Here is a 25,277-nt window from a genome sequence, read left to right as displayed (position 1 = left end):
GGAGAAGTCATGCCCCACAAATCCCCTCTTGTTTTGCTTATTCTAGATGGTTGGGGCTATCGCGAAGATTCTGAATACAATGCCATTGCCAAGGCATCTACCCCGCAATGGGATCAATGGTGGGAAACCTGCCCACATATCATGCTTGAAGCCTCGGGGAAGTGTGTGGGGCTGCCCGATGCCCAAATGGGTAATTCTGAAGTAGGCCATATGCACATTGGTGCAGGCAGAATTATTCCGCAAGATTTCACGCGCATCAATCAAGCGATTGAATCAGGTGCGTTTGCGAGCAATCCTCTCTTTAATCAAATGATTGAAGAGATGAAACAACGCGATAAAGCCATTCATGTGATGGGCCTTTTTTCACCAGGCGGTGTTCACAGTCATGAAGCCCATCTTTTCGAATTTATTAAACTCTGTGCTGCCAAATCGTTTGACCGCGTTTATTTGCATTTATTTTTAGACGGTCGAGACACTCCACCAAAGAGCGCTCTTGAGAGTTTTGAACGGCTCAATGCGGTATTAGAAGCCTTCCCCGTAGCTACGATTGCATCGATTAGTGGTCGTTATTACGCGATGGATCGCGACCAACGCTGGCAACGTGTTGAGCCTGTTTACCGGCTTCTAACCCAAAACGAATCTCAACAACAGTTTAAATCCCCTGAAGAAGCGCTCCACCATTTTTATGAAGAATCGATTTCAGATGAGTTTATTCCCCCAACCAAGATAGGTGAGGGAAAAGCGATTGAATCAGGTGATTCGGTTTTCTTTTTCAACTTCCGCTCCGATCGAGCCAGGCAGCTTTCACATGCTTTTTTAGATGATGAATTCAAGGGATTTAAGCGCGAAAGACACCCATCGCTAACCCATTTTATCAGCATGACGCGATATAGCCGAGCTCTACCTACAGAAAGCGCGTTTCCACCCCCTGAATTAACCAATACCCTTGGAGAAGTTTTAGCAAATCAAGGACTTAGCCAATTGAGAATCGCTGAAACTGAAAAGTACGCGCACGTTACTTTTTTTCTAAATGGTGGCTCTGAGCATGTTTATCCCCAGGAAGAGCGACACTTGATTCCTTCCCCTAAAGTAGCCACGTATGATTTGCAACCTGAAATGAGTGCTCCGGCCTTAACCGATGCCATTGTAAAGGCCATTCATGCCCAACAATATGATGTTATTATCTGTAACTATGCCAATGCCGATATGGTCGGTCATACCGGAAACTTCTCTGCTACGATTAGAGCCATTGAATGTTTGGATCAATGCATGAGTCGAATTTGGGAAGCGCTCCGGTCAGTTAAGGGAATGCTCTTGATTACAGCCGATCATGGCAATGCTGAATTGATGTATGACACAAGTACCCAACAAGTCCAAACCGCCCATACCAACCTACCTGTCCCGCTGGTCTATGTCGGTGGAGGTTGGGCATTTAAAGATACGCATGGGAGTTTAATCGATATCGCGCCCACTATGCTGACGTTGCTTAACATTCGTCCTCCTGAAGAAATGACAGGCCGATCATTAATGGTAAACGCTTATGAAACATCCAATTAAATGGCTATTATTAGGCATTTTTTTTATCGTTCGTTTAAGCTACGCTGAACCCGCCTCGGTTTTAAAAACTAAATCTCAGTTGAAGGTGTTGGAACAAAAAATCAGTCGCCTTGAAAAGGCGTTAACTGAGAGCAAAGATAAAAAATCGATTTTAATTCAAGAGCTGGCTACAACAGAAAAAGCAATCAGCGCCTGCATTCAGGATTTAAGTAAAACGCACATTGCCATTGAAAAAAACCAAGATAAGATTAATCAATTAAGCCAGGAAATCACTACGTTACAGCAAGAGCTTAAAATCGAACAAATTCGTTTAGCTAAACAAGTACGAACTCGCTATAAGGTGGGTGAGTATCAACCTTTAAAATGGATTTTAAATCAAGAAAACCCTGATTCTATCAGTCAATTACTCACTTACTATCAATATTTGATTAAAGCCCATCAACAAAGCATCACAACGGTTAAAACCCTTCAAGCCCAGTTAGCCACTCGTCAAAATGCCTTAAGTCAAGAGCGACAGGAGCAACAAGGCCTAGAAAAAAATTTACTGGCAAGACAAGAGAAACTCGAAGGCGAAAAACTCTATCAAACTAAATTAATTAAAGATTTAAATCAGGATATTAATCATCAACAACAAGCTTTAATCGATGTTCAAAAAAACAAAGAAAACCTATCTCGATTGCTTCGAGATTTAGCGAAAAAGAGCGTCCTGTCAGCTCAAACTGCATTTGCGAAGCATAAATTACCTTTTCCAGTTGCTGTCACCCGAAATCACATCAATCGCATCAACCAAGGGGTGATGTTTTATGCTAAAGAAGGATTATCGGTAGATGCCGTTTACCCCGGGAAAGTCGTGTTTAGCGATTGGTTAAAGGGGTATGGGCTATTGATTATTATTGATCATGGTCGTGGTTACATGACCTTATACGCGCATAACCAAGCCTTGTTTAAACAAAAAGGAGAATCCGTGGAACAAGGTGAGCAAATAGCAACAGTTGGACATAGCGGTGGACTTAAAGAAAACGGTCTATACTTTGAGGTAAGACACCGTGGAAAAGCAATTTCTCCACTAGATTGGTTGTCTTAATTGTTCTCTGGCCTGTTTTTTGCAGCAGAAACAAGAATAACAACATCAAGGCAAAATACCGGCACGGGACGCCGTGATTGCAAGGAGAATTTTATATGTCGGCAAATAAATTATTATCAACTACTATGGCAGGCTTACTTGCAGTCGCCGTTGTTTTACCAATTTCCGCCGCTGCAGAAGCCACGAACAGCCAACGCATTCCTATGGAAGAAGTGCAACGTTTTTCCAATGCGATTAGTCAAATCAAAAAATATTATGTCAAACAAACGGACGATAAAGAACTCTTTGATAACGCAATACGAGGTATGTTAACGGGGCTTGACCCTCACTCAACCTATCTAAATGAAGACGATTTTAAAGAATTACAAACTGCAACCAATGGTGAATTTGGTGGTTTAGGTATTGAAGTCACCTTAGAAGGTGGTGTAGTTAAAGTCGTAACTCCACTGGTGGATACTCCAGCATTTAAAGCAGGCGTTAAAGCGGGTGACTACATCATCAAACTCGGCGATAAATCCGTACAAGGCATGGAATTAAAAGATGCAGTTCAGATTATGCGCGGAAAACCAGGCAGCACCATTGATATTACCGTTCTAAGAAAAGGTGAAAATAAACCTCTAAGCTTTACGTTGGTACGGGAAAAAATTCTTATCAAGAGTGTAAAAAGCAAGTTACTAGATAATAAATTTGGTTACATTCGTCTCACGCAATTCCAAGCGTTGACCAGCAAGGATATGTTGGATGCAATTGCGCAGCTAAAACAAGAATCCGGCGGCAAGCTGCAAGGTTTAGTTTTAGACCTTCGCAATAATCCAGGCGGACTTTTAGATTCAGCTATCCAAATTTCCGATGCCTTTATCAATAATGATAAGCAAGGGGAGGAAGAGAAAATTGTGTATACCGAGGGAAGACTACCGGGTACGCAATTCACCGCATTGGCTAATCCTGGTGATATCTTAAATAATGCACCTATGGTCGTGCTAATTAATAATGGTTCCGCTTCAGCTTCAGAAATTGTAGCGGGTGCGCTTAAAGATAATAAACGAGCCGTCATATTGGGAACACAAAGCTTTGGGAAAGGTTCTGTGCAAACCGTTTTACCATTAGATGATAAACGTGGAATTAAATTAACCACAGCACTCTATTATACTCCTGCTGGAACCTCCATCCAGGCCAAAGGCATTACCCCTGACATTATTGTCGAAGAGGTATCTATACCTAAAGCTGAAGATGAAGCTAAGTTTACAGGATTTACCGAAGCTGATTTAAATGGTCATTTGCTCAACAACAACAGTAATGATCCAAAAGCTAAGGAAAAAATACTATCCTCCGCACCAACGACTGAAGACGAGCAAGATTTGATACACAATGATTATCAATTGTATGCCGCTTTAACCATTCTAAAAGGCTTAGCGATTGCTCATCGCTAAATAATGGTTACAGACTTATTTTTGTAGGCGTAGTTAGATTGTATTGCAACTACGCCTTTTTATTTGCGTCCTAGCAGTATAAAGCTTCGTTGGTGGCGCTATATTGGGATTTAGAAACTCTTAATGAATACGTGTCGTCGGCTAAAATTCCAAGGATACTATTGTACGAAAGCGCAATATTCGATTGACCTAAAACCAGAATGGAAGGTTCATACGCTATAGAGACCACAAGCTCAAACTCCATCAATTCCATTAAAGATTTATTTATTTCAGAAATGAAGACAGGAGCTATGGTTCCTCCCGGAAAGAGGGTTAACGCATATTTCAAACGATGAGGCCCCGTATGTATTTCAATCTTGCTACTGCTATCATAAATATGATCTCCCAATAAGGAATTTTCTCCTAACCTATACTGTTCTCCCAGTGCTTGAACCTCATCTAACCGCACCCAATCTGGAATACACTCCTTAATGTCCCATTTAAATTCAGGCAGGATCATCTGGCAAAGATTTATCATATACCCAAGACTCCCTGTCGCGGCATAAAACGTTTTATCTGCTAAAGTGGGAACTGGTTTTTCTTCTTCTAATCCATGAAGCATTATGTATTGCTTATCTAATCGAAATGCCTGCCAAGACAAATACAAAAGTGCATAAAATCTGTGATTTAAACTATCTAGAAAGGCTTGTATACATGCTCCACCATCACGTTCATTTAAACATAATTCGTTGAAATAAGGCGGTAATGGAGAATCCACTCCATATAAGCCCATAAACTGGCATGCAATAATCACCTCGTTGGGAGTTTCGATAATCTTTGCCACATCACGAACAGGAAATTCTAAGGATGAAACTGTTTTTAACGTCAATCTTTTTTGCGAGATAAAGACTAATTCTTCATCAGGGGGACAGTCATTAAATATAGATAAGAGCGTATGAAAAAAATCATTCGATGTCGCCTCTTTTGCGCTCATGGTATATCCCAAATAAATACCTGGCCAGAGGGTTTAAGTTCGATATGGGTTTCGAGAAAAAAATTGATGGGCTTAAAATAATGTAACAACCTATGCAATTGCTTCCCAAATAAGGCAACTTCTCCCAAAATAGCTTGTTCATAATTCATAATCACTTTAAACAAAACACCTTTTTGCACGATACCCTGTCGGACTCGGTTAAAGAGATTAAAATGAATTGCGCTGATACTCTCGATTAAATGCGTTGCTACGTTACGCTCGTCGTGAAGCGATAATAGCCGCTTTAAAAATAAAACCGATTTAAAGCGCTCCAAATTTGCGTTTATCAACATCAAAATACTGGGGATCCGCTGAGGATCAAGCTTTGGCAGTTGGTATTGGTTGGGTCTAGTTATGTTGCTAGCTTCAAGCTGTAATGAAACACGCTTGTCGTTTAAATACAAATCACCCCCATTGAGGTATTGATTGGGATAATAACCATTACAAGCCAAAGCATCAAAGCTTACCAAAAGGAGATTGTTTAAAGGTCCTGAAAAAACAAATTTACTCTGAATTACCTCTTGCTTTTCATTGGTTTGCATTAAGCGGTAATAGAAACCTTCAGGTTTAACCGCCTCAGTACGGCAGAGATCTTCAAATTCAATCTGAGAAGGGTGATGTTTAGTAATACCTAAAACGCGCGCTATGGCATAGAGTTGCTTGCTTACCGAATGCTCCTGGCTTAACACAATCGGATACTCGCTATGATCATTTCGACACCGAATAGGCTCTCCAGACATTAAGAATAGGTTAATGGCCGGAACACAATGTAATTTGAATAAACCTCGGTGAAGGCGTAATGTAACTGGATTTGAAAACTCAATCTCAACCGTAAACTGTTCTTCCAAAAGCACGGATTCTTTTAGGTCAATCGTTACAAACTGCTCACCTAAAGAAAAATGAAAATAACGACGAAGCGAATGAAACGGATTGTGCTCACTCTCAGATAACCATGCCTCAGATGAACGCTCACATTCCCTCTCTTGGATGATCTCTTGCCCTCCCAAATACGTCTTCTTTCCAGAGGCATAAATGAGGTTCACACGCTCGACTTGCCTTGTTAAAAAATAATACCATTCATAAGCCTGCGTACTGGAGGCATGAATATAAAGCGATAAATGACGGATGGTTAATGTAGAAGGCAGCACCCCATCATGAATGTTAAAGACGAGTTGAAGGCGTTGTTCATGAAGCTCTATGGTACTGAGATGGATAGGATGAACGTCCATAGCATAAAGGGTCTGAAATTCACAGCTGACCTGTTCTTCGCCTACGGGATGGGATATCAATTTAATACCAGAGGGTATATGCTCTGAACTCGTAAGCCGATTATGCGGACTTGTAAATTCTACTATAGTCATGGCGGGTTGAGGCGCTAAATAGACAGGGGCAAGTTGTCTTAAAACAGCCTCACCAATATGGTTCACACCCACATCAATTTGTTGTTTCACCCGAGCTGTTAAATAAGCACATCCCTCCAGCAACCGCTCGATATGAGGATCACGCCCTTGTATTGTATCCAGGTGTAAGTTGGCTGCATTTTGAGGATAGGACTTGGTAAAATGGTGTATCGACTCGTTCAACAATTGAATTTCATTTTGAAAATAATCCTGGATACTTTTGCTCATATATCGCCCATAATCCTAATTTCACCATTTTTTAAAAGCTGTGCCTGAAAATTGATTGCTTCCATTACCTTCAAATCAGCCTGTATAGAGACTTGCAAGACACCGTTTCTAGTGTCATTTGTTATCCCTTCAATGATTAAAGAAGAAACTCTTGGCTCGAAACGCTCAATGACGGTTTTTAAATCATCGACAAATTTTTTTTGCATTTCAGCAAAACCTTGATGAATCGGATATTCCGATAACCCGTAATCAGGAAGATGAAGCAAACTTCCTTTTCGCGCATTCAAAAGGTATTGAATATGACTTAAAATCGACTCTTTGAGACTACATGACTTCCCTAAAAGCCGGTTTATAAAATCGGACATGATTGGATCTCAACGAGGTTGAAACTGGAAACCACTATTTAAAACGGTTAGGGTAAGCTATTGCCTAAGTGTTTAGGCCATGTTTCACGGCCTAAACAACGTCTTCAACTAGCTTCTCACCAACCACGTATCAGAGTGTTCAATATTCCCATCGTGATGTTTGATGGTAATTTTGCCAAACCGTAGATCGATAATATCTTCGTGAACATGCGCATCGTTTTGGTGGTCCTTGGTGTGCAATAATTGTTGGCGATATGAAACCACTTTCACATCATCTAGCACATGAATAAAGTACTCCTCCTCTTTACCGCTCTCATTGATGCGATACCATTTAATAGTCATTTGTTTGAGTGTTTTGCCATCACAGGCTGCTTTAAATAAAACTGGACTTGTGGGATCGTACGGTTTGGTTATGGTCACTGTATCGTGCTGACGTGTACCATTAGTTGCACCGTTAAATTTATCAACAGGCATCGAGACACCATATTTAAATTGAAATATTTCAACACTCCCCTCTCGTTCCTTAACCTTACATTCACCTTTCACTTCATTGCCTTGATCATCAACGATCCACACATACGCGGGACTTGCCATAATATATCTCCTTATTTTTCCCTGATAAAATGCTTATTAGTAACACTCGCTCTCACAAAAGATTACTTATTCGTTGCTATTTGGAATTTGTCCTACTAAGGACAGTCTTACGTCCATTCCTTCCACTTGAAAGTGAGGTACCGCATATAAATTAATGCGGTAATAGCCAGGGTTATCGGATAGCTCTACAACCTCAACCCGTCCATCTCGAAGCGGATGAACTGCTGCCAGTTCAGGACCTGGATTATTCATTTTAGTAATCAACGTTTTTAACCACTGGTTTAATTGCTCTTCTTGTTCACTACGACTGATGGATGAGCCAATATTTTCTCGTTGCAGCACTTTTAAGTAGTGTGCGATTCTAGAGCTTAAAAATATATAAGGTAACCGAGCATTAATTCGACTGTTGGAAGTCGCTTGCTTATCAAGGTAGCTCAAGGGTTTCTGGGTTGAATTCGCTGAAAAAAAGCATGCATAATCGCTATTTTTGTAATAGGACAAAGGAATGAAGCCAAGATTCGCTAAGCTTAATTCTTTGGTTTCGGTAATCATTACCTCAGTAGGAATTTTTGTTTGCAATCCTTGACCAAAATCATATTGATGCAACGGAAGATGTTCTACTTTACCACCCGATTCAGGCCCACGAATATTCACGCACCAACCATACTTTAGAAAGCTCTCACATAAATTTGCAGCAAACGCAAAACTAGCCCGCCCCCACAAATATTGCTCTGCTGAGGCCGTCACAGACTCATGATATTGGAATCGTTTGACTGGGTTATTTTCACCATAAGGCAAGCGAAGCAAAAAGCGTGGCAGGGTTAATCCTATATAACGCGCATCTTCTGATTCACGAAAGGAATTCCAACGAATATATTCTGCCCTTTCCATATAGTTAGGCAAGTCTTCCAATTCAATAACGTCTTGAAGGGATCCTTTATTAAAAAAAGTCTCACCGACTGAGCCAATAAATGGACAATGTGCGACTGCGGCCACTTTAGAGATCTGACGTAAGAGACTCAAGCCCACTGCAGAGGCATCAAACTCATAAGATGAAACCATCGCTGTGAACGGCTCTCCCCCCGGGGTATCATATTCACGCTCATACACTTGTTTGTATAAACCCGACTGAGATGTCTCTGTAACCTCTTCAAAATCTACAATCAGCGTCTCTTTATCAACATCCAGCAATTCAATCTTGATATTGGCATTAAAATCTGTTCGATCCACCACGTATTTCAAGCCCATCCATAGTGATTCAAGTTCTTGAAACATGGGATGATGGAGTATTTCATCGAGCTGTAACGAAAGCAGCTCATCGATTTTACTGATGTAGCGATCCAACAATACTTTATCCACCCGTTCAATAGGTGTATCTTGTGCGATGGCCAAAGACAAAATAACCTGTATCGCTGCTGCCAATCGTTCGTTGAACTGTTTATTCGCGAGTTTTTCTGCTTGAGCAAAATGACTTAAATCCAGTGGCTCAGTAAACGGTTCAACTTCGGCTAAATGACATAACTGTTGATAAGCAGAAAGCACTTCCGTGCCCTGCATTTCTTGATAGGTCGTCTCCATGGGTTCTCCAACTACTTGCTATTTCTCTAGGCGGACTTACTTAATTTCTTTTTCTACGAAATCACTTTAATTCTTAAAGAGTATCTTTAGAAAGATGGGATAAGAGTTTTTGTGCTTCATTGGAATTTTGCATAATTTTTTCCAATGCTTTACGAAAGGCTTGGTTATCAATAACCGACGATTTCAAATCTTTTAATAAATTTCGCATTGCCATTAAACGTTGTAATTTCGGCACCTGCTCTACAATATGTTCTGGCTTAAAATCTTGTAAGGATCGAATTTCCAGCGCTACATTTAAGTCATCAGGCTCATCGCTGAGCTGATTCTTGACCGATAGTTTAAGCTTTGGAGCGAGGCTAGCGAGAATATGATTAAAATTTTGTTTATTAATATTCACTCGCTCACGTCTTGAAATAGGGCCCAGGGCTTGTCCATGACTAAAGTCGCCAAGCATAAGTAATTTCATAGGGAGTTCTTTTTTAGATTTGGAGCCGTTGGATTCAACATCAAGCGTGATATTGACGCGGGCTAAAGGGATTTCATGTTGATAACTTTTGGACATGATCGCTCCATCGTTGGTTGGATTTTTTCCTTAATGGGGCAGAGCGTATCGTAAACTAAAAAAATTTGCACGTATTTTTTAAATTTTTTTCCTTGTGTAGGCAAAATATGAAATAATCGTCTTATTGTCTAGGATTTGTCTATGTTTATGAATTTGATTAAATATTTCGTTTGCAGTGCATTGCTTCTTCCTTCTTTATTAAGAGCCGACGTTCATCAACATTTCGATGCCATAAAATCCGATCCGAATGCGTTATATGCTTTTTTTAAATCGATGCCCAAAGGAGGCGAGCTTCATTATCATTTAGCCGGTGGTGCCTATCCAGAAACGATGATAACTCTGGCCGGTCAAAATCAATATTGTCTTAATAAAAAAGATTTTTCAGTCAAAAAAACTGAAACGGCTTGTTATGAGACCAGCATGGATAAAGTCATGAATCAAACCGAGCTTTATGACCGAACTCTTCGTGCCTGGTCTATGAAAGACTTTATCCCAACACCCAATAAATCAGGTCATGACCATTTCTTTGAAACCTTTCCGAAGTTTCTTTCCATCGTATCGGATTTTAGACCTCAATTATTAGCCGAAGTAATGGAACGCGCTGCTGAACAAAACGAACTTTATCTGGAAATTATGATATTGCCTGATAACGCAAGTTCCGCGGAGTTTGGGCAAGTGGCAGCCAAGCACGATTCTTTTAATGAAAAAAGAAAGGCTTTGCTTGCTGATAAAGCCTTTCAATCCAATATTAAATTAATCGTTTCGGAGACCCATCGAATCTTAAGGGAAGCTAGAAAAGAGCTGGATTGTGATAACGATACCACAAAACCCGCTTGTAACCTTGTGGTGAAATTTCAGTATTACACCTTACGTGAACAATCCCTAGATAATCTATTTGCTCAAGCTTTGTGTGGCTTTGAAGCGGCCTCCCAATCCAACGACTTAGTCGGTATTAACTTAGTGCAGGCAGAAGATGGTATTATTTCTTTACGTGATTACCGTAAACAAATGGCTATCTTTCAATATCTTCACGAACATTATCCCAAAATCCACATTGCGTTGCATGCGGGGGAATTAGCTCCTGAATTGGTAAAACCTGAAGATTTACGCTTTCATATTCACGATGCTATTTTTATCGGTCAAGCCGAACGCATTGGCCATGGAGTAGATATTGCTTATGAACACAACGCAGAAGAATTGGTGAAGACCATGGCTAAAAAGCCAGTCCCTGTGGAAATTAACTTAACCAGTAACAAGAAAATATTGAATATTTATGGCAAATATCATCCTTTAAACTACTACCTACGTCATCAAGTACCAGTGGTGCTCTCCACGGATGATGAAGGTGTATTGCGGACTGATTTAACGAGAGAATATGTAGAAGCCGCTATTCATCATGGGCTGGATTACTCAACGCTCAAAACAATTACTCGGAATGCCTTAACTTATAGCTTTTTACCAGGCCAGAGCTTATGGGAAAATCCTCGTACCGGGTTGGCCGTTCAAGCTTGCCAAAACTTAGACAGCTTAACGTGTAAATCTTTAATCGCTAATAGTGAAAAAGCTCGTTTGCAATGGAACTTGGAGAAAAAATTAGTTGAGTTCGAAAAACGATTTAAGTGAATAAGAAACAAAAGATTACTCGTGCAAAACAATAAAAAAAGGGGGGCTCCTATCCTCTCTTGAAAGCCATTGATGACTTGATTCAGATCACGTATCATCATAGTTTCTTATTGATTTTCTGCGACTTTAACAGGACTCACCATTAGGAGTTACATCATGATTGCCGAACCCTATTCGGCCTCGCTTGTAAGCCGATTTGCAGTTCCTGAGAAGCATCGTGTTCCTCAAGGGTATTATCGTTCAAAATTATTTATTGCCTCTTCGGCAACAAACCCTGTCATCGCAGCAGCCGGCCCTCTTTTTTCTTTACTTGAACGGCTTTGCGTAACTCAAACTATGCCGCCTGTTGAAGAAATTCGAAAGAATATAGAACATGAAATTCATGCCTTTCACAGCCGGCTCCTTGGTCAAGAATATGCCAATGAATTGATTATCATTGCAAAATATCTTTTGTCTGCAACCATTGATGAGTTACTTGGAAAAAACTACTTGCGGGTGTATGGGACTCCGGCGGAATTTAAAGCATTTACTCCTTCCGCTCTGGATGATGAAGGGCCACAGAAACGATTTTTTGAAATTACCCTTTATCTAAAAGATCACGCCAATCAATATTTGGACTTGTTAGAGCTCGCCTACTATTGCCTAATTGCAGGGTTTGAAGGCGAATATCATTTAAAGCCAGATGGCCGGCAAGCCTTAGATAATTTAATTGAAGAAGTCTATCAAGTCATTCAAATACACCGAGTTCATAAACCGTTGCATTTATTTAAAGAGCAAAGTGCAACAACACATACGTCTTCGAATCATAAGTCACTCTTGACCGTGGGAGTTTTAGCCGTAGGTGTTTTGATCGCGGTATATTTATTCAGTAATATTCTTCTTGAACATAAAGCAAAAAATGTAATTAAAGGACACACTTTACTGGCTAGTTTGGATTATTAATGGATCAATCATTAATCGCATTATGTAATGCCCTAAAAAAATTATTTACGCAACTAAAATCACAGGAGCAAGCGTATTCCTTTACCCTGGTGATTGGGAAAGCAGCACAAGGAAAATCAACCCTTCTTCGTCAAAGCAACTTGCAGCATATCTCAGTTGATTCAAGTATTTCATCGGAAATTTATTATAACGAAAACGGAATACTGATTGAACTGAATGAAAACTGGCTTAATCAAAGCAAACATTTATTGCAAAATTCATTAAAACAATTAAATCGTTGTCATCGCCATTTCAAAATAAACGGGATTCTTTTGTGTGTTGATATTAATGAGCTCTTTAACAGCACCCCAGATCATCTTACTGAAATGAGCCAACATCATGTTCAACTCTTAAAACGCTTTGGCAGTAGTTTAGGTTACTCCGTTAGCTTAGCTATTTTATTTACAAAACTAGATAGCCTGGCTGGTTTTTGTGAATTTTATCAAAACGACCATCACAACGAATTGACTAAACCGTTAGGATTTTCGCTGTTCCTGCCTAAAGGACAAACGTTATTTTTAAAACAATACCGTGAGCAATTTGATTATTTAATTGAACGGCTAAATCAACAAGTTATTTCAAAAGTACATCCTGTACGCTCAAGCATTAAGCGCACGTTAATTCGGGAATTTCCCTTACAATTCAGCAGCTTGAAATTGTCGATCCAGCTATTTCTTCAGGCCATTCCGCTTCAATATTTCCAGATCAAAGCGATTTATTTGACAAGTGCTGAACAGGGAGGTTTAAGTCAAGATAGGCTAAACACCAAAATAAAACATGAATATGCGCTTTCTGTTCAAGATAAATACCATCAACCGGTGAACTATAGAGCCTACTTTGTGGATGGAGCTCTTGCAGCATTTCAAAAACTGACGAAACAATCCATACCCGTTCATTATACTGCAACCCGACCGATAATCTTTCTATCTAGTATAATCGGATTAAGTTTAATATGGGTTGGCTACAATCACTTCAAATCATCTAATGTACTTGATGAAGTCAGTAAAGAGCTTTTGATGTTTGAAACGATGGCTCGTGAGCCAGAAAATCACTCTCCTGCCGTGTTTCACCTTGCAAATGCATCGAATGCGTTGGAGCGTATTTCAGTGAATGCCTTTTCTTTTCCAACACTGCAGTATTTAAAAACGAAGCTTAAAGAAAATACCCAACAACGAATACTCGGCAATTTCCTCCCAACTATTTTAAATGAAATAGAGCTTGAAATGCTAAATCCCCAGGGAACAAATGCCAATCGGTATCAAGCATTAAAAGTTTATATCATGCTGTCTGATCCGACTAGGTATTCCCAAACGACGGTAATGGACTGGTTTAACAATAAGTGGCGTGAGACACCGCTTGAGCAGCGCAATAAAAAAATAGCATTACTTCAACAAATATTGCGCGAACCGATGCAGCCTTTTGCCATCAACCCCCAATTCGTTAGTGATACGAGAAATTATCTAAATGCCTTACCAGCCAGTTATTTATTTTACTCATTAACCAAAGAACATTTTACAAAGCAAGTCAGTCCAATCGTTTTTGAAGGGTTTCAGTTATCCAATCAAGAATTGCCGTTTTATCTTACCAAAGCAGGATTCACAGAAACGATACAGCAACTGCCTAAGATTATTCAAACATTACAGTTAGAACATTGGGTATTGGGTCGAAATGACATCACGTCCATGACCAATGCCATCCAACAAGCTTATTGTTATGAATATGTGACTTGGTGGCAGCATTTTATTAATCAAACTCAACCGTTGCATTTTCAAGATTATCAACAAGCACATCAACTCACCAAGATTTTGCAGCAGACTAACTCTCTTCCTCAGCTAATTTCATTTATTCAGCAGCAAACGAGCCCAGATCATGGAGAAAACGCCAGTTTATTTAATCAAGAAATTGCGAGCCAATTTACCCAACTTAACTTGTTGGGACAAACCGCACTCAATGAATTATCTTCCAATCTAAGTGAACTAGAAGCCTTCCTCAATACCTTATCTTTAATTAATGACCAAGGCAAAACGGCTTTTACGTTGGCTAGAGCCCGTTTTAATGGCGATACGTTAGCTAATCCTTTAAGTGCACTTTTTAATCGGGCTAAACATCTACCAGAACCTGTTTCAAACTGGGCTAATCAAATAGCCAGCGAATTATGGTATTTGTTAATTCGTGACACTAGAAATTATATCAACCAACAATGGCAATTGACTGTATTTAATTATTATAAAAATCAAATTGAAGCTAGATTCCCGTTTGATCCTACGCAACAAGATGAGGTTAGCTTAAACGATTTTGAACGTTTTTTTGCAACGCATGGTTTACTCAATCAGTTTATGGATACCTATGTGAAACCATTTTTGGATACCTCTAGGGCAGAATGGCAACCTAAAGAATTAAATAATTACGTTCTTCCCTTCCCCCCTGAAACACTTGAAGAGCTTATGAGGACGAATGTCATCACCAATATGTTCTTCCCCTCGCAAAGTGAGCAATGTAAAATTGAATTCAGCTTGCAAAAAATTGGCCTTGATCCAGTCGTATCCGATTTACAACTGAGTATAGGAAATCTACGATTAAAAGATAATCAAAATACCGAATCCTTTGCTCGTTTTTATTGGCCTGAGCAAAATGCCTCTTTAGCGCTAAATACCATTGAAGGGGAACATTATGAGCTCGATGAAACAGGGATTTGGGGCTTTTTTAGGATGCTACAAAAAGTAAATGTGTTGGTTGATGAACAAGATAGCTCCCGATTACAAATTCTATTTGAACTGAACGGAAACTCAGGACGATATATCTTAAAAACAAGTAACCAAATCAATCCCTTCATTCCTGGAATTTTAAACGGATTTAAGTTACCTGAATATATCGCTTAGTTATACTTCGCGCGGTCACACTCTGCGGCGAAGTATAGCTGCCTGCTAAAATAGCAAACAGCCCTTACTGATCTGAACTTGTAAAACAAACGTTTTTTAGCCTTGCCCTCATGAGCGGACTTTGGCAGGCAAACTCTTACTTTCAGGATCCTTAGCGTAAGCAGCTAAAATATCTTCTACGAGCTCTTCAACGACACTCATTTGTCCCTCTTCTTCGATAAATCCACCTTCTGCTTTTAAGGTATCTAATCTCGCAGACAGCTCCTTAGTGACACTACCACTAGGGAAAAGGGTTGCTAAGAAACGACGGGTTTCAGCGGGTCCAATATGGCGGTAAAGTTGATTACGGACCGCTGCATCCTCTGCTGTGGTACTAAACGCCCACAATTCAATAGGCCCGAGTGTCAGAGTTAATAATTGAACATTTACACCCTGTTTGGTTGCGAATTGGGCAAGAAAGGTCGCGCCCCCCTGCCGTGGGCCGTGGACACGGGTTCTTAAGGCAGTTTTTGCTGTTTCAGATAAACCAAAAATACGAGTGGTTTTTTCAATGGCCTGTGAGGGACCTGCATCCATGATGTATATCGATGTCGCAAAATCAATCATGACTGGATCAAAATCATCCACCGATTGAGACAGCAAGGAAATCTGAACCTTCCACTTTCGTCCCTCACGCATATCAATAATAACCTGATCACGCACAGCAGCCGATTTTGAGGTTCGGTGAAATTCATCATAAACAATTCTTTTTGGATCTTCACGAATTTCAGAAACGCGGTCTTTATGATAACCACGGTATTGTTCAGGAACATTGGTTAAACTTTCTTCGGTTAAGTAATAATGACGCGCTAATACATAACGCGCGAGCATATACATAACGGCTGTTTGGCGATCTGCCGCGTCGCCTCCACTCTTAGCGACTTCATCCAAATCTAAGGACACCACTCTCGCATCGCCAATATCAAACGCTGTGATGCGAGATAAAATTGGATATTCACGAACGGCGCCAGAAATCATACGTGAAAACGCACTAATTAAGGATTCACCGGTTGGTGCGGTCACTTTTCCATACAAGTCTTCAATTGAGGGGGTTCGACAAATAGATGCTGCATCAGCAAGAAGTGGCATCGCATAACGTTGTGCAAGCATTGCTTCGTGAACAAACCCAGCCGAATACAAAGCATCCGTCACTTCCCACCATGTGGTTTTCGAATCACGCACAAAGCCTATTTCTTCTAAAATACTATCAATGAATTCTTCAACGCCTGGCGCATAAGGGGTCGGATTAAACTCATCAGAAAAGCTCTTATAAAGCTCATCCACCACCATTCCGTTCAAATCCGCCATACCATCATAGGCTTTTTCAGCGCCTAATGGCGTCGTTAAAAGCGTTAAAAAATTCACCAAAAATGAACGTTCTAAAGCAGTTGGATAACGACATCCTAACTGTGTATCAAACGGGTTAATAGAATATTCTGGCGACATTCTTAAACGATGATACGCAACATAATGCCTTTTGGAAGAAGGTAATGCTTCTCTTAATAATGAAATTAAACCACTGCTCGAAGGTCCAATATCAATAATCGCAATCCGTGGTAAGCGAGTAATTCCACCGGATAAGCACAAAGCCAAGTTTTGAGCATTGGATAAAACGGATTTACCTGATCCAGGTCGTGCATACACCAAATCAATCCAGGTTGTTTGCTGATTGGAGCCAGGCTGATATGGCCAAGGCTTGCCATCTGGTGAACGATACATCAAGGCACCCGTATGCCAAGGAGATGCTGGCCGCGTGATAGGAAGCATAGCCACCACGTCTGATAATGGTGCAACAGAAGGAACAGCAGGACTTTGTAAGGTAGTTGCGAGCATGCTTGCTACAAATCCAGCAAAAGGATCGCCACAGATCTCAGAAACATCCGTCGAGCCCCAACCCTCTACCGCTTTGACTAACTCAGAACTGCGGCGACGTAATAAAGGAATATTTCCTTCCGGAGCCCAAGTAGAAACCACCACGCGTAAGCGAATAAGCGCTTCATCTGTGTTGATCTGTAGGTATTTTAATAAATTCACCGAATCGCTAATGAGACGATTTTGTGCGGATGAAAAACTTAAAATAGCAGCAAGTAATCCTTTTAACTTGACTGTTTCTAGCCCTTCGCTTTCAAGCAAATAAGAAATTCGCCACGGCACGTGCGTGGGTAAAATTCTCGAAAATAACGTTAGAAACGGCCTGATATCTTTAGGAAATAGATCAATGTATACACACGAATAAAGTTTATCTCCTACTTGAACGGTTCTACGATCAATGATTTCAGCATCACGTGGGATAACTTGTTTCGCTAATGACGGCCATAATAAATCAGATGGGTCGCCTTCAAAATTATTTAACTCGCGCGCGCGAATCATATCGCCTGGAAGCGTTGCCTGCCAGTCATGTGAGGTAAAATCAGGATCAGCCGTCACACGAATCGCGCGAACAGCCTCGTGTACATCCATTAATGAAACCATGATGTTTAGAGAATCTAAATCGTTCATCACTGAGCGTACATAAGCGCTATGGGTATCTCTAAGCTCTGGTATTGCAGCGTATATAGTTTGTGTATTTTTAAAAGAAGGCGCTTTTTTCTCTTGGATCATTTTAAGCTTAGCTTTATTTGCTGCTTTTAATTGATCCTTAGGAAGATTAAAAGGGCGCGTATATAGCACAAAATAAGTGCGCTCTTCAGCACAATATTGAGCTAAATAATTGACACGCTCGTTAAATAAATCATCTAGATTCAGTTCTAAGCGTTTAGCCGTTGCTTCTGCTGGGGCATAAATATCTTTGATTACCTTTTTAATATTCTGCTTATCGTGGCTAAAATATACCTGAAGTGCATGCCCAGGCCGCCCCATGGCAGTCTGCAAGGCATTGGTCAAACCTTCTACCAATCGTTCAAACTCATCCGCACCAACAAGTGCCGTGACACCCTCCACCTGAAGAATTGAAAGCAAAGAACCATCATGATTCACTAATACGGTGGGGCTATCTGCTGTTTCCAGTTCACAATAAGATTCAGTCGTTTGTTTCAAAGAAGTACTTAACCAGGCAAAGAAGGTATCCACGCCCTCAAAAAATGAATCCGCCCATTTCCCCATGCTTGTCCACCCTATTTTTCTGAAATTTCTTCCAATGCACTTGCAGCCCAGTGTTCAATTTGTTTTCGAAATTTTGCCCTCGATGGCAATAAACAAATATTTTTAAAAATTTTGCTTGCTGTGTCATCATCATAATGACCAGAATCAATCATTAAGTGCCCTAAAATGGCAGGGTCGCTTGTTCCTTCACCAAATTTTTCTTCTACTGTTTGCGAACGGAACTTTAAACTACGATAGAGCGTCTGCGCCGTATTTTTATAACCAGTATCATTTGTAATTGCACAAAATAAGACATGACAAAAGCTATTGAGTTCCTCCTGAGATAATTCGGGAAGATAAATCAGAGTGCCACCACCATACCCCCCCACACCGACAGACTCAATAAAAAAACATTGCGAGCAAAAGCAACAGGCTGTGGCCATATTGGATAAGCGATTATTGGTATAATTACCATCGAGATTAATCACCTCTTGATACATCCTGGCCTGAAAACCACAGAACTGACACGTATAACGATCGCGTTGAAAAATTTTTTGCTCATAAGATTTGAAACGTGGATCAGCTTTTCTAGCTGAATAAAGACGCCAGGAGCCGGGACTTGCAGTCAGTTTTAATTCGTAGCGCTCATGCTTACCAGTCATTAAATCAGCTCACGGATGAATGATTATATTTGTAGAGACTTGAGAAACTTTCCCAATCATTAAAATAAAATAAAAAACCCCAGAACGCGAGGTTCTGGGGGAGATAATCCTTATTATTTAAATACAGTACCACCAGGCCCTGCCGTTGTAGCACCTTGGCCAAACATGGTTCCACCTGCGACACCTAAAATCGTCGGTAAGAATAATAAAGCCGCTGCGATAAACACTAAGGCAATTGGTGTACCAATCGGAATTTGAGTTGGATTATCTTTATGTTGTTTAAACTTCATAATCGCGCCAATTGAAAATCCAAGACCTGCTAAATAAGAACTTGCCGTAATTAATTTTGCCAGGTTTTCAAAGGACTTCACAATTTGAGATGCCATAGCGCCAACAGTAGTGGCTGCAGCCATTGCATCTCCTGATGCGATTAATAAACCAATGGGTACCAAGCATAAAATACCAAATTTAAACATGCTTGAACGATTGATCTTAAATTTCACTTTATACCCCCTAAAACAAAATCGTCACCAATAACGATTTTTAACACTTTAAAATCTATATTCATATCTTAAGTATAACAAATTATGACATTATTTTTTATGCCAACTTTTGCCCTGATTTTCATTTTGTAAAATACAGGGCAACCTATCACCTGGATTTCGTGACATGGGAATGTCATATTTAAGAGAAAATCATTCCCGTTGGGCCAGCCACTGTTCCACCACCAAACATAGTGCCACCAGCAACGTGCAATATAGTTGGAAGGAACAACAAGGCACCAGCAATACACACTAAAGCTATTGGAGTACCAATTGGTATCTGGGTAGGATTATCTTTATGTTGCTTAAATTTCATTATAGCACCAATTGCAAAACCAAGCCCCGCAAGATATGACGTTCCAGTGATTAATTTAGCAATATCCTTGAAAGAACCAGAAATTTGCGCAGCCATAGCTCCAACCGATGTTGCTGCTGCAAGCGCATGTTCTGAAAAAAATAATAGCGCGATACAAAGAGAAAAATAATACATCCCCTTATGTAACGCTTCCTTTTGGATACCTTTAACCATCGCCACTCTCCCTTGTTAATAGTAATTTTGTTAGAAATTAGCCATACAATGTATTATTTATAATTTGGATTGTTCCTACAATATTCATTGCAAGAATTCCTCCAAACACATGCATTAATCCTTTTCCGGTCCCACCTGGAGGCTGACCTTGTGCTGCTGATCGCGCAATAAGAACCCACCCACGAATAAAGGCAATCAAACCAATGGTTTGAATCAACATAGATAATGGCCTACCAACGGTACTATTCGGGCCAAATAAAGCATCTAATGTGTTATTACTACTATTAATTGGCGCATAAGCCAACACATTTGTATAACCAAATGCCGTGTTAAGCAGCATTTGAAATGCCGTCGGCATGAACAAAAACACCCCAGCGACCAGCATATACATAACGGGTTCTTTAATGCTTGTATGACTAGACATCATCGTCCGCGCTTCACCATACACTTTCAGCGTGTAAATCGCTTTGAAGGCAAAACTTAACCCAATCAAATATGCGGCCCCAGTCAGCAAGCGATCAACTGGCTCTAAAGACTTTGCAATATTCGTTAAAATATCGACTTGGCCTGTAATCCAGCTGGTCACATTCATATCAGCCATTGCTACCTCAACTGTCGTCTTGACTGAACCTAATAATTTGACCAGAACTGGTCATGACTCTTCCTTGATGTGGGTCAATCAGTTTCACTAAACCATATCCAGGAATGGTTGAACCTTCTCTCACAGTAAGTGTAGCTCCATTTGTGCAAATTAACCACGCCCGACCTGGGATCAATGCTTGAACATAGCATTTTGTAATGGGTTTTACGACACGCCTAACCACTTTACGTACAGGCTTCGGTTTGACACGTAAGCGTTGAATATCTTGAGACTGTTCCTCAATCTTATCATTTAAGGTAGAAATCAACTGATTAAGTTGTGCGATTTGAGAAGCCATCTGATTTACAGTCGAACTCATGCTCGTCATTTGATTACTAATAGTACTTACATCAGAACGCAACGTTTGCTGACTCACTTCCATTGCGGATAGTTTTTGGGTAACTTGGGGTGTATCCACCGTAGGTTGAGTCGTAGCGATTGGCTGAACTACGGTTGGCCTGGGTGGCGCAGGTGGTTGTTTCAAGGCTTGCGTTGGCTGTTGAGTAGTCTTTACCGTTTCTTTTTTTACCGAGAAAAATGAATCTAAGAATTTATAGATAACCATCGCGAGAATAATGAAGGCAATCGCGATAATGGCATTACGTTTAACATTTCTAGGTGCTGCCACGCCAGCGCGACTCTCTGATCCTTCCATTGATGGCGAGTAGATATCTTCTTCAGGAGGTTTAGGACTTCCTGTATCCAAATCACCGAATTGATACTCATCATCATATTGATCATTATCTGCCATTTTCTACCTGCTCGCTCAATTAGATTGATGTAACATCCTGTGTAAACAAGACACCAATGCCAGTGCCCGCGCATATACTGACTGTAGTCGGGCGATTAAATTGCTGTTGCGCAACCTGTCCCCAGGTTTTGCCAAGTGTTGCTAAACCAATCACAGCGTTTTCCAGAATCGATCGTCCAATTCCATTTTGAATCGTCGTCGTTTGCACACCACCTGTACCGCCAATTTGAATCGTTGTATTTGCAGACTGAAACGCATTTCCAAAACCTTCTAAAAAGGTTGAAGCAAATAGTGCTCCATAGCGTTGTAAATAATGATGATTGGTATACGTTGATAAAGCAGTACGAGCTGTATTCGGATCAATTGCATAGGCACTAATGCCTGTCGTATGCGGAGCTCCCGGTACAGACATGGTGTTAAAATTAATAACCAGCTTATCTGCGTTGTTTGGTAGCGTAAAACTACCTATCAGTTTCGTACCCTTTAATTTACCTGAAACAATGGTTGCAAGAATGGGACTTGGTTCATCACTGTTCACAGAGGTGTCTAACACGGCAAACATAACATCACCTGTTTTAATCACGGCTGAATGAGCATGGCCGTGAGCATCTGCTGGCGCGCCCGGTACTGGGGGAATAGCCGCTGTACCTGCTACTGCTGTAGCAGCACCTGGTGCAGGAGTCGGAGGAGGCGATCCTTGTACGAAAACTTGATTAGAAACCGATTTCCAAGATTGCAAAGCTTCATTTGCAGCACTCAACATAAGTGCTTGGCGCTCTTGTAATTTCTGCTGATAACGCTGATCTGCCATTTGGCTTTGTTGCCTTTGAAGTAATTGCTGCAATTGTTGTTGATTCGCAGTGGCTTGAGCAGCAGCAGCCGGCCCTCCGACGGTAGGAATCGCTGAAACTTGTGAAGCATCCGGTGTGGGCTCTCCTACTTCTGGTAACCCTGCCACATCGGTTGGTGCGGGTGTTATCCCAGCATCACGCAATTGTTGATCTGTAAAGCCTGCGTTTTTCAGCTGAGCAGCGCTAAAACCCGCATCCTTTAAGTCATTTGCGGAATAACCGGCGGCTTTCAGCTCAGCTGCGCTAAAACCCGCATCTTTGAGTTGTGCTGCTGTGAATCCCGCATCTTTAAGCTGTGAAGCACTAAATCCGGCTGCTTTGAGTTGAGCGGCACTAAAACCCGCATCTTTTAACTGCGCTGCACTAAAACCAGCATCTTTAAGATCTTGTGCTGAAAAACCCGCATCTTTTAATTCTTTTGCTGAAAAACCTGCGTTTTTCAATTGTGCTGCTGTGAATCCCGCATCCTTCAATTCCGCAGCAGTATACCCTGCTGCTTTCAATTGAGCAGCAGTATAACCTGCATCTTTCATTGCTTTCGCGCTGCAACCTAACGTTTGTTTAATCGTGGCAGCGGAAACACCCATAGCACGTGCTGCTTTTAAAGAGGCAACACTGCAATCAGCCGTTCTACCTGCAGCAATTGCACCAGCAGGATTTAGGCCTGCCTGAGTTAATTGTTGTGGAGTAAAGCCGGCATCCAGAAGTTGCTGTGGAGTAAAGCCGGCATTGGCTAAATCCTTAGCTGAAAAACCTGCTGCTTTAAGTGCTGCCGCACTGCAACCATTCAGTTTTTCAATACGAGCGGCGGATACCCCTTTATCATAGAGCGCCTTTAATTTAGCGGGATCGCATCCCGCATTACGGATGGCTTGATCCGTCATACCATCCGCTGCGTCAACTTGATCCGGGGTGAATCCTGCATCCAGAAGTTCTCTGGGTGTAAACCCTGCATCAGCCAGTTGCTTGGCATCAAAACCCGCAGCCTTCAATGCAGCCGCACTACACCCATTTAAATCACGAATTCGTTTTGCTGATACACCTTGAGCACGTAATACTCTTAATTTAGCCGGATCACATCCCGCCGCCTCGATTGCATTATCGCTGACAGCACGTTGCGCTGCTTCTGCAGCATTTACTTCTGCAGGTGTAAATCCAGCGCCTAATAGCTGCTGAGGAGTAAATCCAGCATCCGCAAGTTGTTTGGCATCAAATCCTGCTGCTTTAAGGGCCGATGCGCTACAGCCATTCAAATCCTTTATCCGTTTTGCAGATACTCCCTGTTCTCTTAATATTTTGAGTTTTTCAGGATCGCAACCCGCGGCTTTTATAGCATCATCCGTTGATGCCTCTGCTGCTTGAACTTGTGCGGGTGTAAAACCAGCATCTAACAATTGCTGAGGAGTAAAACCCGCATTCGCTAATTGCTTCGCATTAAAGCCTGCGGCTTTCAGAGCAGCAGCGCTACAACCATTTAATTCCTTGATTCGTCTAGCCGAAACTCCTTGTTCCATCAATTGATGAAGTTTCGTAGGGTCACAACCTGCCGCTCTTATCGTGTCATCATCTACACCCGCGGCCTTAATTTGCTCAGGGGTAAAGCCTGCATTGGCTAAATCTTGATCGGTAAAACCAGCCGCCTTTAATGCGGCTGCGCTACACCCTGCATCTTTTCTAATTGATTTTGCACTAACCCCTGCCAAGCGCTCTCGCTTTAGCGCTTCAATATTACAGCCAGCTGCTTTAACATCCTGAGCGGTCATCCCAGGCGGAAGCTCGTTTTCTGCTTGTTGGATTTGAGCAGGGGAATAACCAGCCTGAGCTAGCTGATCAGGAGTATATCCAGCATTAAGTAAATCCCTAGCGCTATAACCTGCGGCTTTAAGCTCCTCTGGAGTAAACCCTGCATTCTTCAGATCGGCGGCCGAAAATCCTGCGTTTTTTAAATCGGCTGCTGTATAACCTGCCGCTTTTAACTGAGAAGCACTACAACCACTGATGCGGCGAATCGCTGCTGCAGATACTCCTGCCTCACGTAACTTTCTTAAAGCATCGGCTCCACAGCCTGCTTTTCTAACATCAGCTGCAGTAATGCCATTGGGTAACCCTTCTGCACGAGCTATCTCTTCAGGAGAAAATCCCGCACCTTTTAATTCTCCATCGGAGAACCCTGCGTCCTTAAGTTCTTGCGCCGTAAATCCTGCATTCCTTAATTCACACGCATCAAAATCACAAGCTCTTAGTCGACTTGCACTAAATCCAGCGTTTTTTAATTGTGTAGCATTAAAACCTGCAGCGCGTAACTCTTTACAATTACAAACTTGCTGCAAGTCATTAAGCGAATAACCATTTTCTTTCAACTGAACGCAAGTGCATGCTTCCTTTAATCCACTTAGCGTAGCTCCCTCCTTAACCGCGCTTTCTACAGCAGATTTGCTGCAATTAGCATCTTTTAATGATTGCAACCAAGCGCCTTTTTGTGGCCCGGCAACGTCTTCAAGCGCAAGCGTTGAAAAACCTACCCCACCTTCTCCTTGTTGTGGTCCTACTGCTTGTACTCCTGCACCAAACGCTTGCGTTCGAATAATGGTTGGGATGGCACTTCCACCCGTTTTTGCTGCAGTTTGAGCTTGCTCAATGTTTTGCTGTGCTTGTAATGCCGCATATTGTGCCGTTGGGTCAATCGAACCAGGCACGGATTGAATATCCCCTGCTCCAGGAGCAATAGCCGTTTTTCCCGGGATACGTCCAGGAGAAGTGGCTGTGGTAAACCGGATAACTCCCACTAATACCGCAATGATAAGGACTACCGCAGTAAAAATGATGATGATCCGAGTACGGGTGTTAGTAAATAATGCTTTGAGATTCTCTTTTTTCCCTGCCATGTTG

Annotated in this window: 19 protein-coding genes; 6 read left to right on the top strand and 13 right to left on the bottom strand. The window is 41.3% G+C overall.

Features of this window, described 5'->3' with window-relative positions; genetic code table 11:
* The first annotated feature begins 9 nt into the window (after positions 1–9).
* From gpmI to E1O41_RS09575, 3 genes are all read left to right on the top strand, one after another.
* The gene (gene gpmI, locus E1O41_RS09585) at positions 10–1,557 is read left to right on the top strand and encodes a 2,3-bisphosphoglycerate-independent phosphoglycerate mutase (RefSeq protein ID WP_131777105.1); all 1,548 of its coding nucleotides are present in this window, start codon (positions 10–12) and stop codon (positions 1,555–1,557) included.
* Positions 1,541–2,641, top strand: coding sequence for a murein hydrolase activator EnvC family protein (locus E1O41_RS09580; RefSeq protein ID WP_131777104.1), 1,101 nt, complete (start codon positions 1,541–1,543; stop codon positions 2,639–2,641). The genes gpmI and E1O41_RS09580 overlap by 17 nt, the downstream gene beginning before the upstream one ends.
* Positions 2,642–2,736: 95 nt before the next feature.
* Positions 2,737–4,071, top strand: coding sequence for a S41 family peptidase (locus E1O41_RS09575; protein WP_131777103.1), 1,335 nt, complete (start codon positions 2,737–2,739; stop codon positions 4,069–4,071).
* Positions 4,072–4,141: 70 nt separating this feature from the next.
* On the opposite strand, the gene E1O41_RS09570 is transcribed toward E1O41_RS09575, so the two are convergent.
* The 6 genes from E1O41_RS09570 to tssB form a co-directional block, all read right to left on the bottom strand.
* Complete coding sequence (locus E1O41_RS09570) at positions 4,142–5,044, bottom strand: type VI secretion system baseplate subunit TssG (RefSeq protein ID WP_131777102.1); 903 nt, start codon at positions 5,042–5,044, stop codon at positions 4,142–4,144.
* A complete protein-coding gene (gene tssF / locus E1O41_RS09565; protein WP_131777101.1) occupies positions 5,041–6,711 on the bottom strand; it encodes a type VI secretion system baseplate subunit TssF in 1,671 nt (556 codons plus the stop codon). The genes E1O41_RS09570 and tssF overlap by 4 nt, the downstream gene beginning before the upstream one ends.
* Entirely contained in the window at positions 6,708–7,076 is a 369-nt protein-coding gene (tssE, locus tag E1O41_RS09560; RefSeq protein ID WP_131777100.1) for a type VI secretion system baseplate subunit TssE, read from the bottom strand. The genes tssF and tssE overlap by 4 nt, the downstream gene beginning before the upstream one ends.
* Before the next feature lie 108 nt (positions 7,077–7,184).
* The gene (gene tssD / locus E1O41_RS09555; RefSeq protein WP_131777099.1) at positions 7,185–7,670 is read right to left on the bottom strand and encodes a type VI secretion system tube protein TssD; all 486 of its coding nucleotides are present in this window, start codon (positions 7,668–7,670) and stop codon (positions 7,185–7,187) included.
* Between the two features lie 66 nt (positions 7,671–7,736).
* On the bottom strand, positions 7,737–9,248 hold the full coding sequence (gene tssC / locus E1O41_RS09550; RefSeq protein WP_131777098.1) for a type VI secretion system contractile sheath large subunit: 1,512 nt from the start codon (positions 9,246–9,248) through the stop codon (positions 7,737–7,739).
* A 73-nt stretch (positions 9,249–9,321) separates the two neighbouring features.
* Positions 9,322–9,810, bottom strand: coding sequence for a type VI secretion system contractile sheath small subunit (gene tssB, locus E1O41_RS09545; protein ID WP_131777097.1), 489 nt, complete (start codon positions 9,808–9,810; stop codon positions 9,322–9,324).
* Between the two features lie 147 nt (positions 9,811–9,957).
* Between tssB and E1O41_RS09540 the strand changes: the two genes are divergently transcribed.
* From E1O41_RS09540 to icmF, 3 genes are all read left to right on the top strand, one after another.
* The gene (locus tag E1O41_RS09540) at positions 9,958–11,433 is read left to right on the top strand and encodes an adenosine deaminase family protein (protein WP_131777096.1); all 1,476 of its coding nucleotides are present in this window, start codon (positions 9,958–9,960) and stop codon (positions 11,431–11,433) included.
* Positions 11,434–11,589: 156 nt separating this feature from the next.
* The gene (icmH, locus tag E1O41_RS09535; RefSeq protein ID WP_131777095.1) at positions 11,590–12,375 is read left to right on the top strand and encodes a type IVB secretion system protein IcmH/DotU; all 786 of its coding nucleotides are present in this window, start codon (positions 11,590–11,592) and stop codon (positions 12,373–12,375) included.
* Positions 12,375–15,293: a type IVB secretion system protein IcmF gene (icmF, locus tag E1O41_RS09530; protein WP_131777094.1), complete on the top strand. Its 2,919-nt coding sequence runs from the start codon at positions 12,375–12,377 to the stop codon at positions 15,291–15,293. The genes icmH and icmF overlap by 1 nt, the downstream gene beginning before the upstream one ends.
* A gap of 108 nt (positions 15,294–15,401) precedes the next feature.
* Here icmF and E1O41_RS09525 read toward each other — a convergent pair whose 3' ends face one another.
* The 7 genes from E1O41_RS09525 to dotG all read right to left on the bottom strand — a co-directional run bounded on the left by E1O41_RS09525 (position 15,402) and on the right by dotG (position 25,273).
* Positions 15,402–18,434: a type IV secretion protein IcmB gene (locus E1O41_RS09525; RefSeq protein ID WP_131777093.1), complete on the bottom strand. Its 3,033-nt coding sequence runs from the start codon at positions 18,432–18,434 to the stop codon at positions 15,402–15,404.
* An 11-nt stretch (positions 18,435–18,445) separates the two neighbouring features.
* Positions 18,446–19,075 (bottom strand): type IVB secretion system protein IcmJDotN, encoded by a 630-nt coding sequence (gene icmJ / locus E1O41_RS09520; protein ID WP_131777092.1) that lies wholly within the window; start codon positions 19,073–19,075, stop codon positions 18,446–18,448.
* A gap of 113 nt (positions 19,076–19,188) precedes the next feature.
* Positions 19,189–19,551, bottom strand: a complete 363-nt coding sequence (locus E1O41_RS09515; RefSeq protein ID WP_188668241.1) for a type IV secretion protein IcmD — start codon at positions 19,549–19,551, stop codon at positions 19,189–19,191.
* A gap of 208 nt (positions 19,552–19,759) precedes the next feature.
* A complete protein-coding gene (locus E1O41_RS09510; protein WP_165481165.1) occupies positions 19,760–20,146 on the bottom strand; it encodes a type IV secretion protein IcmD in 387 nt (128 codons plus the stop codon).
* 37 nt (positions 20,147–20,183) lie between these two features.
* Positions 20,184–20,747 carry a type IV secretion protein IcmC gene (locus tag E1O41_RS09505; RefSeq protein ID WP_131777091.1) on the bottom strand — a complete coding sequence of 188 codons (564 nt, stop codon included), beginning with the start codon at positions 20,745–20,747 and terminating at the stop codon, positions 20,184–20,186.
* A 7-nt stretch (positions 20,748–20,754) separates the two neighbouring features.
* Positions 20,755–21,537 carry a type IVB secretion system protein IcmG/DotF gene (icmG, locus tag E1O41_RS09500; RefSeq protein WP_131777090.1) on the bottom strand — a complete coding sequence of 261 codons (783 nt, stop codon included), beginning with the start codon at positions 21,535–21,537 and terminating at the stop codon, positions 20,755–20,757.
* Positions 21,538–21,556: 19 nt separating this feature from the next.
* The gene (dotG, locus tag E1O41_RS09495; protein WP_131777089.1) at positions 21,557–25,273 is read right to left on the bottom strand and encodes a type IVB secretion system protein DotG/IcmE; all 3,717 of its coding nucleotides are present in this window, start codon (positions 25,271–25,273) and stop codon (positions 21,557–21,559) included.
* Positions 25,274–25,277: the final 4 nt, after the last annotated feature.

Source organism: Legionella impletisoli (assembly GCF_900639875.1).
In the GTDB taxonomy this organism is placed as follows: Bacteria; Pseudomonadota; Gammaproteobacteria; order Legionellales; family Legionellaceae; genus Legionella_A; species Legionella_A impletisoli.
This window is presented reverse-complemented; position numbering and strand designations above follow the sequence as displayed.

What these genes read in the sequence shown, in the direction of transcription:
- gpmI (WP_131777105.1), top strand. Translation starts at nt 10, where the DNA reads ATGCCCCACAAATCCCCTCTTGTTTTGCTTATTCTAGATGGTTGGGGC.
- E1O41_RS09580 (WP_131777104.1), top strand. Translation starts at nt 1,541, where the DNA reads ATGAAACATCCAATTAAATGGCTATTATTAGGCATTTTTTTTATCGTT.
- E1O41_RS09575 (WP_131777103.1), top strand. Translation starts at nt 2,737, where the DNA reads ATGTCGGCAAATAAATTATTATCAACTACTATGGCAGGCTTACTTGCA.
- E1O41_RS09570 (WP_131777102.1), bottom strand. Translation starts at nt 5,044, where the DNA reads ATGAGCGCAAAAGAGGCGACATCGAATGATTTTTTTCATACGCTCTTA.
- tssF (WP_131777101.1), bottom strand. Translation starts at nt 6,711, where the DNA reads ATGAGCAAAAGTATCCAGGATTATTTTCAAAATGAAATTCAATTGTTG.
- tssE (WP_131777100.1), bottom strand. Translation starts at nt 7,076, where the DNA reads ATGTCCGATTTTATAAACCGGCTTTTAGGGAAGTCATGTAGTCTCAAA.
- tssD (WP_131777099.1), bottom strand. Translation starts at nt 7,670, where the DNA reads ATGGCAAGTCCCGCGTATGTGTGGATCGTTGATGATCAAGGCAATGAA.
- tssC (WP_131777098.1), bottom strand. Translation starts at nt 9,248, where the DNA reads ATGGAGACGACCTATCAAGAAATGCAGGGCACGGAAGTGCTTTCTGCT.
- tssB (WP_131777097.1), bottom strand. Translation starts at nt 9,810, where the DNA reads ATGTCCAAAAGTTATCAACATGAAATCCCTTTAGCCCGCGTCAATATC.
- E1O41_RS09540 (WP_131777096.1), top strand. Translation starts at nt 9,958, where the DNA reads ATGAATTTGATTAAATATTTCGTTTGCAGTGCATTGCTTCTTCCTTCT.
- icmH (WP_131777095.1), top strand. Translation starts at nt 11,590, where the DNA reads ATGATTGCCGAACCCTATTCGGCCTCGCTTGTAAGCCGATTTGCAGTT.
- icmF (WP_131777094.1), top strand. Translation starts at nt 12,375, where the DNA reads ATGGATCAATCATTAATCGCATTATGTAATGCCCTAAAAAAATTATTT.
- E1O41_RS09525 (WP_131777093.1), bottom strand. Translation starts at nt 18,434, where the DNA reads ATGGGGAAATGGGCGGATTCATTTTTTGAGGGCGTGGATACCTTCTTT.
- icmJ (WP_131777092.1), bottom strand. Translation starts at nt 19,075, where the DNA reads ATGACTGGTAAGCATGAGCGCTACGAATTAAAACTGACTGCAAGTCCC.
- E1O41_RS09515 (WP_188668241.1), bottom strand. Translation starts at nt 19,551, where the DNA reads ATGTTTAAATTTGGTATTTTATGCTTGGTACCCATTGGTTTATTAATC.
- E1O41_RS09510 (WP_165481165.1), bottom strand. Translation starts at nt 20,146, where the DNA reads ATGGTTAAAGGTATCCAAAAGGAAGCGTTACATAAGGGGATGTATTAT.
- E1O41_RS09505 (WP_131777091.1), bottom strand. Translation starts at nt 20,747, where the DNA reads ATGGCTGATATGAATGTGACCAGCTGGATTACAGGCCAAGTCGATATT.
- icmG (WP_131777090.1), bottom strand. Translation starts at nt 21,537, where the DNA reads ATGGCAGATAATGATCAATATGATGATGAGTATCAATTCGGTGATTTG.
- dotG (WP_131777089.1), bottom strand. Translation starts at nt 25,273, where the DNA reads ATGGCAGGGAAAAAAGAGAATCTCAAAGCATTATTTACTAACACCCGT.